Origin of the sequence: Streptomyces sp. NPDC012835, from assembly GCF_042900885.1 — a bacterium.
Lineage (GTDB): Bacteria > Actinomycetota > Actinomycetes > Streptomycetales > Streptomycetaceae > Streptomyces.
Genome location: NZ_JBIBBW010000002.1, coordinates 732240 through 746097 on the forward strand (window position 1 = coordinate 732240; position 13858 = coordinate 746097).

Annotated in this window: 11 protein-coding genes; 2 read left to right on the forward strand and 9 right to left on the reverse strand. The window is 72.4% G+C overall.

Annotated elements, in window-relative coordinates; all coding sequences use genetic code 11:
- Nucleotides 1–92: 92 nt before the first annotated feature.
- Nucleotides 93–677 carry a two-component system response regulator gene (locus tag ACFY6S_RS10760; RefSeq protein WP_388830384.1) on the forward strand — a complete coding sequence of 195 codons (585 nt, stop codon included), beginning with the start codon at nucleotides 93–95 and terminating at the stop codon, nucleotides 675–677.
- 140 nt (nucleotides 678–817) lie between these two features.
- Here the strand turns inward: ACFY6S_RS10760 and ACFY6S_RS10765 are convergent, their stop codons facing one another.
- A complete protein-coding gene (locus ACFY6S_RS10765) occupies nucleotides 818–2707 on the reverse strand; it encodes an AMP-dependent synthetase/ligase (RefSeq protein ID WP_388830381.1) in 1890 nt (629 codons plus the stop codon).
- A gap of 369 nt (nucleotides 2708–3076) precedes the next feature.
- Complete coding sequence (lepA, locus tag ACFY6S_RS10770) at nucleotides 3077–4945, reverse strand: translation elongation factor 4 (RefSeq protein WP_388830378.1); 1869 nt, start codon at nucleotides 4943–4945, stop codon at nucleotides 3077–3079.
- A gap of 216 nt (nucleotides 4946–5161) precedes the next feature.
- Here lepA and rpsT point away from each other — a divergent pair, with 216 nt between their 5' ends.
- On the forward strand, nucleotides 5162–5428 hold the full coding sequence (gene rpsT / locus ACFY6S_RS10775; RefSeq protein ID WP_388830375.1) for a 30S ribosomal protein S20: 267 nt from the start codon (nucleotides 5162–5164) through the stop codon (nucleotides 5426–5428).
- 470 nt (nucleotides 5429–5898) lie between these two features.
- Here rpsT and holA read toward each other — a convergent pair whose 3' ends face one another.
- The 7 genes from holA to ACFY6S_RS10810 form a co-directional block, all read right to left on the reverse strand.
- The gene (holA, locus tag ACFY6S_RS10780; RefSeq protein WP_388830372.1) at nucleotides 5899–6885 is read right to left on the reverse strand and encodes a DNA polymerase III subunit delta; all 987 of its coding nucleotides are present in this window, start codon (nucleotides 6883–6885) and stop codon (nucleotides 5899–5901) included.
- Between the two features lie 66 nt (nucleotides 6886–6951).
- Nucleotides 6952–7197, reverse strand: a complete 246-nt coding sequence (locus tag ACFY6S_RS10785; protein ID WP_388830370.1) for a hypothetical protein — start codon at nucleotides 7195–7197, stop codon at nucleotides 6952–6954.
- A 29-nt stretch (nucleotides 7198–7226) separates the two neighbouring features.
- Complete coding sequence (locus tag ACFY6S_RS10790) at nucleotides 7227–8111, reverse strand: YceI family protein (RefSeq protein ID WP_388830367.1); 885 nt, start codon at nucleotides 8109–8111, stop codon at nucleotides 7227–7229.
- A 152-nt stretch (nucleotides 8112–8263) separates the two neighbouring features.
- The gene (locus tag ACFY6S_RS10795; RefSeq protein WP_388830365.1) at nucleotides 8264–10753 is read right to left on the reverse strand and encodes a ComEC/Rec2 family competence protein; all 2490 of its coding nucleotides are present in this window, start codon (nucleotides 10751–10753) and stop codon (nucleotides 8264–8266) included.
- Nucleotides 10750–11607, reverse strand: coding sequence for a helix-hairpin-helix domain-containing protein (locus ACFY6S_RS10800; protein WP_388830363.1), 858 nt, complete (start codon nucleotides 11605–11607; stop codon nucleotides 10750–10752). Before ACFY6S_RS10800 ends, ACFY6S_RS10795 begins: the two co-directional genes overlap by 4 nt.
- 471 nt (nucleotides 11608–12078) lie before the next feature.
- Nucleotides 12079–12924, reverse strand: a complete 846-nt coding sequence (locus tag ACFY6S_RS10805) for a DegV family protein (protein WP_388830360.1) — start codon at nucleotides 12922–12924, stop codon at nucleotides 12079–12081.
- A gap of 93 nt (nucleotides 12925–13017) precedes the next feature.
- Nucleotides 13018–13755, reverse strand: a complete 738-nt coding sequence (locus ACFY6S_RS10810; RefSeq protein ID WP_388830357.1) for a hypothetical protein — start codon at nucleotides 13753–13755, stop codon at nucleotides 13018–13020.
- Between the last annotated feature and the right edge of the window lie 103 nt (nucleotides 13756–13858).

A 13858-nucleotide genomic window follows, 5' to 3' on the forward strand; every position in this document is an offset into this window, starting at 1 on the left:
TCTCAAACGAGCCGAACGGCGTGCGGAACCGATCCGAACAGAGCATTCTTGCCTCCCTGGCCGAAACACAGGGGCCGGACAAGGAGTACGGAATGAGCAGGACGACAGTCACCTCCGAGCGGGCGAGCATCCTGCTCGTCGACGACATGGAGGACAACCTCCTGGCGCTCGAAGCGGTGCTGGCCTCGCTGGACGAGCCGCTCGTACGGGCCCGTTCGGGCGAGGAAGCGGTAGGGGCGCTGTTGCGGGAGCCGTTCGCGGTGGTGCTGCTGGATGTGCGCATGCCCGGCATGGACGGTTTCGAGACCGCCTACCGGATCAAGCGGCTCGCCCCGTCCAAGGACATCCCGATCATCTTTCTGAACGGACCTGAATCCGACAGCGGTTATGCCTTCCGGGGGTACGCCACGGGAGCCGCGGACTTTCTGACCAAGCCGTTCGACCCCTGGATGCTGCGCGCCAAGGTCGGCGTCTTTCTCGATCTGCACCGCAAGAAGCGCGCGTTGGAGCGGGCGCTGACGCGCGAGCAGGAGCATCTGGGGGACATCGCGGGACGGCTGTCCTCGATCGAGGACGCGCTGCGGAGCACAGCGCCGAACGATCTGGCCGTACTGGGAGCGCAGTTGGCCCGGATAGAGGAGACGCTGGGAGAGCTGCGGCGCGGGCGGGAGGGCTGACGGCGGGCGAAAGCGCTCGGGGCGGGGCGGGCAGGGGCGGGCCCGCGCTCACGACCCGTCCGCCGCGCTCACGACCGTCCGCCGCGCTGACGACTCCGGCCCGTCCGCCGCCGCGCTGGCGCCCCTGCCCGCGCCGGGCGTCACGCCTCCCGTGAGCCCTCGTACATCTCCTCGATCAGGACCTTGTACTCCCGCTCCACGACCGGCCTCTTCAGTTTGAGGCTCGGGGTCAGCTCGCCGTGTTCGATGTCCAGGTCGCGCGGGAGCAGCCGGAACTTCTTGACGGTCTGCCAGCGCTGGAGACCCTCGTTCAGCCGCTGTACGTAGCCGTCGATGAGCCGCTCGACCGCCGCCGAGCGGACCACCTCGGCGTACGGCCGGCCGGCCATGCCGTTCTCCGCCGCCCAGTCGAGGATGGTCGGTTCGTCGAGGGCGATCAGCGCCGTACAGAAGTTGCGGTCCGCGCCGTGCACCAGGATGTTCGAGACGAACGGGCACACCGCCTTGAACCGGCCCTCGACCTCGGCCGGCGCGATGTACTTTCCGCCGGACGTCTTGATCAGGTCCTTCTTGCGGTCGGTGATCCGCAGGAAACCGTCGACCGACAGCTCGCCGATGTCGCCGGTGTGGAACCAGCCGTCGGGCTCCAGGACCTCCGCCGTCTTCTCGGGCAGCCCGTGGTATCCGGCCATGATCCCCGGGCCGCGCAGCAGGATCTCGCCGTCGTCCGCGATCCGCACCTCGGTGCCGGGCAGCGGTTTGCCGACCGTGCCGGTGCGGTACGCCTCGCCCGGGTTGACGAAGCTGGCCGCGCTGGTCTCGGTCAGTCCGTACCCCTCCAGGATGTGGATCCCGGCGCCGGAGAAGAAGTAGCCGATCTCGGGGGCGAGCGCGGCGGACCCGGAGATCGCCGCGCGCAGCCGGCCGCCGAACGCCTCGCGCAGCTTGGCGTAGACGAGCGCGTCGGCGGCCCGGTGCTTGGCGCCGAGTGCGAACGGCACGGACTTGGTCCCGGTACGGCGGAAGTTGTCCTGGGAGACCTTGGCGTACTCGCGGGAGACGCCGGCCGCCCACTGGAAGATCTTGTACTTGGCGCCGCCGCCGGCCCGCGCCTTGGCCGCGACTCCGTTGTAGACCTTCTCGAAGATCCTCGGCACGGCCGCCATGTAGGTCGGGCGGACCACCGGCAGATTCTCGATGATCCTGTCGACGCGTCCGTCCACGGCGGTGACGTGGCCGACCTCGATCTGGCCGGAGGTGAGCACCTTGCCGAAGACGTGGGCGAGCGGCAGCCACAGGTACTGGATGTCGTCCCGGTTGATCAGGCCGGTGGCGGCGATGGCCTTGGCCAGGTACGACCAGCTGTCGTGCGCCAGCCGCACCCCTTTGGGGCGTCCGGTGGTGCCGGAGGTGTAGATCAGGGTGGCCAGCTGGGTGGCCTCGATCGCCGCGACCCGCTCCTTGACCGCCTCGGGGTGCCGGGTCAGGTACTCGGCGCCGCGTGCCTCCAGGTCCGCGAGCGAGAGCACCCAGCCCTCCGGGTCGCCCTCGGCGGGCTGGGCGTCGGCGGCCTCGATCACCACGACATGGGCGAGGTCGGGCAGCTCGGCACGGCTCTCGCGCACCTTCGCCAGCTGGGCCGCGTCCTCGGCGATCAGCACCCGGCTGCCCGAGTCGGCGAGGATGTACGCGGACTCCTCGGTGTTGGTCGACGGGTAGACGGTCGTCGTCGCGGCGCCCGCGCACATCACCCCGAGGTCGGCGAGGATCCACTCGACGCGGGTGGCGGAGGCGAGCGCGACGCGCTCCTCGGGCCGTACACCCAGCGCGATCAGGCCGGCGGCCACCGCGTACACCCGCTCGGCCGCGCGGGACCAGCTCAGCGACCGCCAGTCGTCGGGGCCCTCGCCGGAGGCCGGGGGCACGGGGTAGCGGTACGCCTCCGCTTCCGGCGTGGCCGCCACGCGCTCAATGAAGAGGGTCGCCACGGAGGGCGGCCGGTTCTCGATCACGTTCTGTGTGTCGCTCACGACATCCTCCGGGCCCGGCAGCGCTGCATGACTGGCTGATCGTGTGACTGGCGAGTAACTAACCGACGAGTAACTATGCTCCGCGATCAGACTAGAGGCCACCCGGCCGGTGCGTAAGAGGCCGGATGGCGCCGGTTCCCGCGCGGTCCCCCGTACCGGTACGGACATGGTCTCCCGCACCGGTACGGGCGGGGTGCCGCACGGCCGTACGCGCCCGGTCCCCGGCACCGGCACGACATGGGCCCGCCGCCCCGTACCCGGTCGGCGCGGGCCCCTCGCGCCGGTACCGCGACGGGCCCGCGCGCCACCGCGTGGGCCCGTCGCGTGGCGCGCTTCGCGCCATCCGAACGGCGTACGTGTCCGGTCCGGCTACTTCTTCGCCTTGCCCGCCGACTCGTCGCTGGAGAGCACGGCGATGAACGCCTCCTGGGGGACCTCCACGCTGCCGACCATCTTCATGCGCTTCTTGCCCTCCTTCTGCTTCTCCAGCAGCTTCCGCTTCCGGGAGATGTCACCGCCGTAGCACTTGGCGAGGACGTCCTTGCGGATGGCGCGGATCGTCTCGCGGGCGATGACCCGGGAGCCGATGGCGGCCTGGATGGGCACCTCGAACGCCTGGCGCGGGATGAGCTCGCGGAGCTTGGCGACGAGCCGTACCCCGTAGGCGTACGCCTGGTCCCGGTGGGTGATCGCGGAGAAGGCGTCGACCTTGTCGCCGTGCAGCAGGATGTCGACCTTGACGAGGTTGGCGGTCTGCTCGCCGGTGGGCTCGTAGTCGAGCGAGGCATAGCCGCGGGTCTTGGACTTCAGCTGGTCGAAGAAGTCGAAGACGATCTCCGCCAGCGGCAGCGTGTAGCGGATCTCCACGCGGTCCTCGGAGAGGTAGTCCATCCCGAGCAGGGTGCCCCGGCGGGCCTGGCACAGCTCCATGATCGAGCCGATGAACTCGCTCGGCGCGAGGATCGTGGCCCGTACGACCGGCTCGTGCACCGAGTCGATCTTGCCCTCGGGAAACTCGCTCGGATTGGTGACGACGTGCTCGCTGCCGTCCTCCATCTGAACGCGGTAGACCACGTTGGGGGCGGTGGCGATCAGATCCAGGCCGAACTCGCGCTCCAACCGCTCCCTGATCACATCGAGGTGCAGCAGCCCGAGGAAGCCGACACGGAAGCCGAAGCCGAGGGCCGCAGAGGTCTCCGGCTCGTAGACCAGCGCAGCGTCGTTGAGCTGGAGCTTGTCGAGGGCGTCGCGCAGCTCGGGGTAGTCCGAGCCGTCCAGCGGATAGAGGCCGGAGAACACCATCGGCTTGGGGTCCTTGTAGCCGCCGAGCGCCTCGGTCGCGCCCTTGTTGAGGGTGGTGATCGTGTCACCCACCTTCGACTGACGGACGTCCTTCACGCCGGTGATGATGTAGCCCACCTCACCGACGCCGATGCCGTCGGCCGGGGTCATCTCCGGGGACGAGACACCGATCTCCAGCAGCTCGTGGGTGGCGCCGGTGGACATCATCCGGATGCGCTCGCGCTTGTTGAGCTGGCCGTCGACCACACGTACGTAGGTGACGACGCCCCGGTACGAGTCGTAGACGGAGTCGAAGATCATCGCGCGGGCGGGGGCGTCCTTGACGCCGACCGGCGCCGGCACGTCCCGCACCACGCGGTCGAGCAGCGCGTCCACGCCGACCCCGGTCTTCGCGGAGACCTTGAGGACGTCCTCCGGCTGACAGCCGATGAGGTTCGCCAGCTCCTCGGAGAACTTCTCGGGCTGGGCGGCCGGAAGGTCGATCTTGTTCAGCACCGGGACGATGGTGAGGTCGTTCTCCATCGCCAGATAGAGGTTGGCGAGTGTCTGCGCCTCGATGCCCTGGGCGGCGTCGACCAGCAGGATCGTGCCCTCGCAGGCGGCGAGCGAACGGGACACCTCATAGGTGAAGTCCACGTGACCGGGGGTGTCGATCATGTTGAGGACATGGGTCCTGCCCTCGTCCTCGCCCGTACGGGGCGCCCAGGGCAGCCGGACCGCCTGGGACTTGATCGTGATACCGCGCTCGCGCTCGATGTCCATACGGTCGAGGTACTGGGCGCGCATCTGCCGCTGATCGACCACACCGGTCAGCTGGAGCATCCGGTCGGCGAGCGTCGACTTGCCGTGGTCGATGTGCGCGATGATGCAGAAGTTACGGAGCAGCGCCGGGTCCGTACGGCTGGGCTCGGGCACGTGGCTGGGGGTCGCGGGCACGCAGGGTCCTGATTCTTGAGACGCGCGGCGTCTCGTCTCGGGTCGACTCGGATCGATACGTAGGCTCCATCGTCCCACGGGTGCGGGACTGCGCCCGGTTTGGGCCGGTCGGAGGGTCGCTGGTACCGTGGACAGCTGTGTCTCGTGCCATCTCGGCGCGGAACAGTGCTTCAGACAGCGTTTTACCGAATCACCGAACCTGAGAAGGCTCTTAACGTGGCGAACATCAAGTCCCAGATCAAGCGGAACAAGACGAACGAGAAGGCTCGCCTGCGCAACAAGGCGGTCAAGTCGTCGCTGAAGACCGCGATCCGCAAGGCCCGCGAGGCGACGGCCGCCGGTGACGTCGAGAAGGCGTCCGTGGCCGCTCGTGAGGCGTCCCGCCAGCTCGACAAGGCCGTCTCGAAGGGTGTCATCCACAAGAACGCCGCCGCCAACAAGAAGTCGGCGCTGGCCTCCAAGGTTGCCTCCCTCCAGGGCTGAGCGCACTCTGTCTTGATCTGATCGCCGGAAGGGACTCAGCGGGCCCTCTCTACCGCTCCTGACCGCGATCCCCCGAACTCGCACGCGACTGCGTTCGCCACGCGGGTGCGAGTTCACCAGCTTTCACACCGGAGGCCCCGGTCACGTCCTGGGAAGGACGCGACCGGGGCCTCCGGCCGTGTCCGGCCTGCGCGCGGATGGCTGCGCGCGGATGGCCGTGCGCGGATGCCTGCGTGCGGATGGCCGTGCGCGGATGGCCGTGCGCGGATGGCCGTGCGCGGATGGCCGTGCGCCCCGGCCCGGTGCGGGTGGCCGGTGCGGGTGGCCGGTGCGGGTGGCCGGGGCGGGTGGCCGGGGCTCCCGGCCCGGCGGTCCGCTACGGGTACGGCGAGGAGCGGCGTACCCGGTCCGGACATGCTCCGGGGGCCGGACATGCTCCGGGGGGCCGGATTCCCGGCCCCGAGCCGCGGCTAGCGGTTCGCGCGGGCGGCGCGGGCGATCGCGACGACGGCCTTCTCCAGCGCGTACTCAGGGTCGTCGCCACCGCCCTTGACGCCCGCGTCGGCCTCGGCGACGGCCCGCAGCGCCGTGGCGACCCCGTCCGGGGTCCAGCCGCGCATCTGCTGGCGCACCCGGTCGATCTTCCACGGGGGCATTCCCAGCTCCCGCGCGAGATCGGCGGGCCGGCCGCCGCGGGCCGACGAGAGCTTGCCGATGGCCCGTACGCCCTGGGCGAGCGCGCTGGTGATCAGTACGGGCGCCACACCGGTCGACAGCGACCAGCGGAGCGCTTCGAGGGCCTCGGCGGCCCGGCCCTCCACGGCGCGGTCGGCCACGTTGAAGCTGGACGCCTCGGCGCGGCCCGTGTAGTAGCGCCCGACGACCGCCTCGTCGATGGTGCCCTCCACGTCAGCGGCGAGCTGCGAGACGGCGCTCGCCAGCTCCCGCAGGTCGCTGCCGATCGCGTCGACCAGCGCCTGGCACGCCTCGGGCGTGGCCGAGCGGCCCACCGCGCGGAACTCCGAGCGGACGAAGGTGAGCCGCTCCGCCGGCTTGGTCGTCTTCGGGCAGGGCACTTCGCGGGCGCCCGCCTTGCGGGCGGCGTCCAGCAGGCCCTTGCCCTTGGCGCCTCCCGCGTGCAGCAGGACGAGGGTGATCTCCTCGGCCGGCGCGTCCAGATACGCCTTGACGTCCTTGATCGTGTCGGCGGAGAGGTCATGCGCGTTCCGCACGACGACGACCTTGCGCTCGGCGAAGAGCGACGGGCTGGTCAGCTCGGCGAGGGTGCCGGGCTGAAGCTGGTCGGAGCTGAGGTCGCGTACGTCGGTGTCGGCGTCGGAGGCGCGGGCCGCCGCCACCACCTGCTGCACGGCACGGTCGAGCAGCAGGTCCTCCTGGCCCACGGCGAGGGTGAGCGGGGCGAGCGGATCGTCGGTGGAAGCTTTTCTGGTGGCCATCGCGGTCCAGCATCGCACGGCCCACCGACACTCGGCCGACGGCCGGTGCCGCTCGGCGGGGACCGGCTACGGTGCTTCCCGCCAGCCCTCCCAGTCGGCGACGAAGTCGTCCAGCTCGGCGGGGTCGAACCGCCCCTCGGGGTCCTCCAGGACCACCAGCCACTGGGCGTCCTCGGCGTCGTCCTCACCGGCCAGGGCGTCCCGTACCAACTGCGGCTCCTCGGTCACCGCGAACCGCTCCCCCAGGGACCGCGCGACCTCTTCCGCCGCGTCACGGTCGGGCAGCACCAGTACGTGTCTCACATCGCTCACAGCCGCATCCTTCCAGTCGGCCGCGGTGGTCAGCTCTTGGGGACGATCTGGATGTCCATCTCGATCTTGATGCTGGAGCCGACGACGGCGATGCCACGGGCCAGCATGGACTGCCAGTTGACGGTGTAGTCCTCGCGGTGCAGCTCGGTGGTGGCGCGGACGGCCGCGCGGGTCTCGCCCTCCATGCCGTTGCCTATGCCGAGGTACTGGGCGTCGAGGGCGACCGTGCGGGTGACGCCGTGGAGCGTGAGGGCTCCGGTGATCGCCCAGTTGTTGCCGCCGCGGTGTCCGAAGCGGTCGCTGTAGAACTCCAGCGTCGGGAAGTTGTCCACGTCGAGGAAGTCGGCGGACCGCAGATGGTCGTCGCGCATCTGCACACTGGTGTCGATCGACGCGGCACCGATGACGACGTGCATGGCCGACTGCTCCATCGTCTCGCCGATCCGGACCGCCCCGGCGAAGTTGTCGAACCGGCCGTGCACCCGGGCGAGCCCGATGTGGCGGGCGATGAAGCCGATCCGGGAGTGGGCCGGCTCGATCTCCCAGTCGCCCGGGGCGGGCAGCGGGAGCGAGGGTGCCACCTGGAGGGTGATGTCGCCGACCCCGCTGTGCTCGCCGCTGCTGACGACCGACACGGTCCCCCGGTACGGGGTGAAGCTGTCGGCCGAGACCGCCAGCCGGTACTCCCCGAAGGGGACCATCGCCACCAGCATGCCGAACGGATCGGTCTCGCCGGTCACCACCTTCCGGCCGTTGCTGTCGCTCACCGTGAACTCGGCCTGTGCGATGGGCGCGTTGACCGGGTCGAGCACCCGGCAGCTGAGCAGGCCGGCACCGGACGGTACGGAGAGTCCCGCGAGCGGGTCGTTCTTCGGGTGAGCGGCCGTCCGTCGGCCGAGAAGGCGGCTGATCATGGTGTGCGTACCCCTGTGCGGTCGAGCTCTGCGGGGCCGCACAGGCACGACGTCCTCGTCGCGGCGGCAGCCCATAACGAAAAGGCATTCGATCACCCTTGTGGTGTTCGGAGCAAACATACCGAGAGGTTTAGGACTTCTGTTACATGCCGCTACGGACCTGCGGCCGGGGTCCCGGGGTCACGGGGCACCGCCCGCAGACCGGCTCCGGCGCCCACCACCGCGATCGGCCCGTCGGTGTCCGTGCGCAGCACCGCCGCTCCCCCGGCCCGCAGCGCACCGACCGTGAGAGGTGATGGATGGCCGTAGGTGTTGTCCCGCCCGACGGAGATCAGGGCGAGCCGGGGGCGTACGGCGCTCAGCAGTGCCGGGTCCTGGTGACGGGAACCGTGGTGGGCGACCTTGAGCACATCGACCGGGGGCAGCGTCGGGTGGGCCCGCGACAGGCCACGCTGCGCGGGCGGTTCGAGATCGCCGAGGAGCAGAACGGTCGGGCCGCCGGAGATCCGTACGAACAGGGCGACGCTGGCGTCGTTCGGCCCGACGCCCGGCTCCGTACCGGGCCCCGGCCACAGGACCCACCAGCTCAGCGGCCCACTGCGGCGCCGCTCCCCCGGTTCCGCCCTGACCACCGGCACCCGCGCCTCGGCCGCCGCCCTGCGGACGAACGCGGCCTGGTCCGGCGGATCCTCGAAGACCGTCGTCTGGATCACACCGACCGATCTGCCGCGCAGCACACCGGGCAGCCCGGCGACGTGGTCGGCGTGGAAGTGCGTGAGCAGCAGCAACGGCACCCGTGTGACGCCGAGGTCCCGCAGACAGCGGTCGGCGGGCCCGGGGTCGGGACCGGCGTCCACGACGACCGCCGATCCGTCGCCCGTCGCGAGCACGGTGGCGTCGCCCTGTCCGACGTCGCACATCGCGAGCGACCACGCGGGCGGCGGCCAGCCGCTGACGATCCGGCCGATCGGCGGCGGCCGCACCACCGCGAGCAGCAGCAGGACGGCGCACCCGGCGGCCGCCCAGGGACGGCGCGCGATCCGCCGCCCCGCGAGCAGGACGAGCGCGGTCACCACCGCGAGCAGCAGCCCGCCCCACCAGCCGCCCGGCCAGGTGATCTGCGCTCCCGGCAGGGCGGCGCCGCCCCGGGCGACGGAGCCGATCCAGCCGGCGGGCCAGCCCGCGACCCGGGCCAGCGCCTCGGCCACGGGCAGCGACAGCGGCGCGGCGGCGAGCGCGGCGAAGCCGAGGACCGTGGCGGGAGCGACCGCCAGTTCGGCCAGGAGGTTGCACGGGACGGCCACCAGCCCGACCCTGGCCGCGAACACGGCGACCACGGGCGCGCACACGGCTTGCGCCGAGCCGGCGGCGGCCAGCACCTCCGCGAGCCTCGGCGGTACCCCGCGCCGGATGAGGGCGGCGCTCCACCGGGGCCCGATGGTGAGCAGGGCGCCGGTGGCAAGGGCGGAGAGGAGGAATCCGTAACTGCGGGCCAGCCAGGGGTCGTACAGCACCAGCAGCAGTACGGCGGCGGCCAGCGCGGGCAGCAGTGTCCTGCGGCGACCCGTGCCGATGGCGAGCAGGGTGATCAGCCCGCAGGCGGCGGCCCGCAGCACACTGGGCTCGGGCCGGCAGACGACCACGAACCCGAGCGTGAGCGCCCCGCCGAGCAGCGCCGTGGAGCGCAGCGAGATCCCCAGGCGTGGTGCGAGGCCGCGCCGTTCGGCTCGCCCGGCCAGGCCGGGAGGCCCGATCAGCAGGGCCAGCACGATGGTCAGATTGCTGCCGGAGACAGCCATCAGGTGCAGCAGATCGGTCGCCGCGAACGCCTCGTGCAGCTCGGGCGCCACCCGCGAGGTGTCGCCGACGACCAGTCCCGGCAGCAGGGCCCGCGCGTCGGACGGCAGTCCCTCGGTCGCCTCGCGCAGACCGGCCCGCAGCTTCCCGGCCGTGCGCTGGACCAGGGTCGGCGGTCCGGTGATCCTCGGCGGCCCCTTCGCCTCCACGCGGAGCGCGGCGGCGTAGCGGTCGTCCGCGTACGACGGCGGCGAGAGGCGTCCGGCCACCGCCAGCCGGGTGGAGGGCAGCAGCCGCTGCCAGCGCTCGGCGTCCTCACCCGGAGCGACGATGAGCAGGACGGGCGTGCGGACCGTGGTGCTCCGGCCGTCGGACGGTGTCACCCGCTCGATGTCCGCGTCGATGACGAACCCCGCCTGTGCGGGCCCGTCGCCGCGCGCCCTCGGGCGCGTGGGCCGGGGATCGGAGGTGACGGTCGCCTCCGCGGTGACCCGGGCGTACCGCTCCGCCAGGGCGGGGACCGGTCCGCGGCGCAGATCCGCGCCGTGCAGTCCGGCGGAGGCGGCTCCGGCCGCCGCGCACAGCAGCGCTCCCGCAACGGCCACCGCGCCCGGCCGGAGCCGTCCGGGCGCCGCCGCGGACCGGATCAGGAACAGCCCGGCGCCCGCCGCGCACAACAGCACACCGACGACGGTCCAGTGCGCCGGGGCGCTCAGAGCCAGGGCCGCCGCGCCCCAGGTCGCGAGGGCCAGCGGGATGAGCCGGAGATCGGCCGGCCCCTCCTGGCGGGGGTTGGACGAGCCAAGGCGGTGCCCGGCCGCCGCGTGGACCGCGGAGCGCGTCATGGCCGTACCAGAGGCTGGAGGTCGGCGAACCTGCGGTCTCCGATGCCGCTGACCTCACGGAGTTCGTCCACGGACCGGAAGCCGCCGTGCCGCGTGCGGTAGTCCACGATGCGCTGGGCCAGGACGGGGCCGACACCGGGGAGCGTGTCGAACTGCTCCGGCGTGGCCGTGTTGAGGCTCAGCGGTCCGCCCGCCGTGCCGGCGCCCGCTTCCGCCACCCCGCCGACCCCGGCGACGCCCACCGCGCCGACGGCTCCCGCACCCGTCCCGGCGGGGGGCGGTTCGGCGGGCGCCCGGCCGTCCACGACCAGCTGTTCGCCGTCCACCAACACCCGTGCCCGGTTCAGCCCGGTCAGGTCCGTGCCGGGCTTGACCCCGCCCGCCGCGTGCAGGGCGTCGGCGACCCGCGAACCCTGCGGCAGCCGCAGCACCCCGGGCCGCCGCACCTCGCCGCCGACATCGACCACGACCCGGACCGCCTCGGCCGGAGAGGGCTGCTGCGCCATCGGCAGCGGCCGGGGCCCTTCCGGTACGGCGCGCGGAGCCTCACCGGACGCCGGGACCTCGGCGCCGACCGTCTCCGGGACCCGCACGGACTGCGGCCGGGCGGTCCAGAAGTGCTGGGCGGCGAGCGTCGCGGCCACGGCCAGGACCACCGCCAGCGCACCGAGCGTCTTCGGTTCGAGGCCGCATCGGAGCTGGATCCACATCGGCAGCCGGTCACGCACCGCCGAGGCCACCGCCCACCCGCGCCCCCGGGCCGCCGCCGGGGCGCCGCCCGCCTGCTCGTCCTGGTCGGTCTCCTTGACGGCGGCACTGGCGAAGAGCGCCTCCGCCCGCCGCCGCGCCTCCACCGGGGACGGAGGCGCCAGCGGTGGCGCCGGCGCAGGCGCAGGAGGCCGGGCGGGCGAGGCAGGAGGGCTCGGCGCCGCAGAGAGGCCCGGCTCGGCAGCCGGGGCCTGCGCCGAAGCCGAATCCGGGGCCGCAGCCGAATCCGGAGCCGAGGCCGGGGCCGCCGCCGGAGACAAGCCGTCCGGGCCACCCGCACGGGTCGGCGCAGACCACCGACGGGTGCGTACGCGACCGAGCGGGGCGCGGTCACGGCGGGCTCGCCCGTGACGGGCCCGGCCGTCGGAGCCGGGTCCCCTACCTGGACCGCTGGTTACGGAGCGTGTTCGAAGTGCCATGCCACCAGACGGTAGGCACATCCGCGTGAATCCGCCGAGCAGGCCCAAATCCCGTGGATAACAAGCTGGTTGTGGAAAACTCGGCCACCCGATCGGGTGGGGCTGTTACCCGTTTGGGTGGCAGTCCGCGCCGACTCGTCAACGCGGTGAGATCACGGCCCCCAGCAGCCCCGGCCCCGTATGAGCACCGATCACCGCCCCGACCTCGCTCATATGCAGATCCACCAGACCCGGCACCCGCTCGCGCAGTCGGTCGGCGAGCGCCGTGGCCCGGTCCTGCGCCGCCAAGTGGTGCACCGCGATGTCCACGGGGCTCGTACCGGCACGCTCGGCGACGATCTCCTCCAGCCGCGCCACGGCCTTAGACGCCGTACGCACCTTCTCCAGCAGCTCGATGCGCCCGTCGTCCAGTTGCAGCAGTGGCTTCACCGCCAGCGCCGACCCCAACAGCGCCTGCGCGGTGCCGATACGGCCACCCCTGCGCAGATAGTCCAGGGTGTCGACATAGAAATACGCGGATGTGCCGGCGGCCCGCTTCTCGGCGGCGGCCACCGCCTCGTCCGGCGTGCCGTCCCCCTCCACGACCTCGGCGGCGGCCAGCGCGCAGAACCCCAGCGCCATCGCCACCATTCCCGTGTCCACCACCCGCACCGGCACGGGGGCGTCCCGCGCGGCCAGTACGGCGGCGTCGTACGTCCCGGAGAACTCCGCCGACAGATGCAGCGAGACGATCGCGCTCGCACCGCCCTCGGCCGCCGCGCGGTACGCGGCGGCGAAGACCTCGGGGCTCGGGCGCGAGGTGGTCACCGAACGCCGCTTCTGAAGCGCGAGAGCCAGCGAGCGCGCCGAGATCTCGGTGCCCTCCTCGAACGCGCGGTCCCCGAGCACGACCGTCAGCGGGACCGATGTGATGCCGTGCCGCTCCATCGCCTGGGGCGGCAGGTAGGCCGTGGAATCGGTGACGATCGCGACATGGCGGGACATGAGCCGGAGGTTACCCGTCGGCGTCGCCACCCGGCAGCCCGCCCCCGTCCCGAAGATCGACCCACGCTCCGCGCGCCCCCGCCACCGCCGGTGTCAGTTCGTCGCCTCCGGCCTGGCCTGCCGCCGGTCGGGCTTCTGCCAGGGGTACGTGGTCCCCCACCGCGAGGCCGGCGGGTCGAGCGCCCGGTCGGCCGCTTCGGTGTCCGACGACGCGCCCCACTCGGCGCCCGTCGCCCCGCCCGGCCCCGACCGCCGCTGCCGCTCCGGCTCCATCTCCTGCTCGGGCGCCTGAGTCCAGTGCCGCAGCGCGCCCGACTCCATGTCGATCTCCGTGCTCAGCGACGACAGGTCGTCCTCCGCGAACTTCCGCGCCCGGTCCCGCGCCGCCCAGCGCAGTGAATCCGCCGAGTGCGTGATCCGGTCGGTGCGCTCGCGCAGCTCGGCCAGCCGCCTGCCGACCATGGCGCGGTCCGGGTCCCGCTCCAAGTGCCGCAGCTCGTCGTCCAGCTCACGGCCGTGCGCGCTCAGCCGCCGGAACAGACCTATCGACTCCGACAGCGAGGCGTCCTCGCCGACGGCCGCCTCAAGCGCGTCCTGCGTGGCCCGCATCGAGGTGCGCAGCCTGAGCCGGAGCTGGGCCAGCTCGGCGCCCGTCCCCACCTGTCCGAAGCTCCTCGCCCGCAGCGTGGTGTCCTCCACCGTGCGGCGCGCCTGGCCGATCGTGCGGTCCACACCACGCTTGGCGGCGCCGATCGCCTTGACGCCCGCGTAGACCCCCAACGCCATGAACACGACGAAGAGAAGCGCAATGATAATGATCGCGGCTTCCATGGACGCCCCTTCTCCGTCGGTCCGGTCCCGCGGCGGCCGTGAACCGGCCCCGCCGCTCCCTCCACCGTAAACCGAACGGGCAGGCCGTGGGTCCCGTCGGAAC

Bases quoted from the DNA above. Each gene is read 5' to 3' on its own strand.
- ACFY6S_RS10760 (WP_388830384.1), top strand. From the start codon at position 93: ATGAGCAGGACGACAGTCACCTCCGAGCGGGCGAGCATCCTGCTCGTC.
- holA (WP_388830372.1), bottom strand. From the start codon at position 6,885: ATGGCCACCAGAAAAGCTTCCACCGACGATCCGCTCGCCCCGCTCACC.
- ACFY6S_RS10790 (WP_388830367.1), bottom strand. From the start codon at position 8,111: ATGATCAGCCGCCTTCTCGGCCGACGGACGGCCGCTCACCCGAAGAAC.
- ACFY6S_RS10795 (WP_388830365.1), bottom strand. From the start codon at position 10,753: ATGACGCGCTCCGCGGTCCACGCGGCGGCCGGGCACCGCCTTGGCTCG.
- ACFY6S_RS10805 (WP_388830360.1), bottom strand. From the start codon at position 12,924: ATGTCCCGCCATGTCGCGATCGTCACCGATTCCACGGCCTACCTGCCG.
- ACFY6S_RS10810 (WP_388830357.1), bottom strand. From the start codon at position 13,755: ATGGAAGCCGCGATCATTATCATTGCGCTTCTCTTCGTCGTGTTCATG.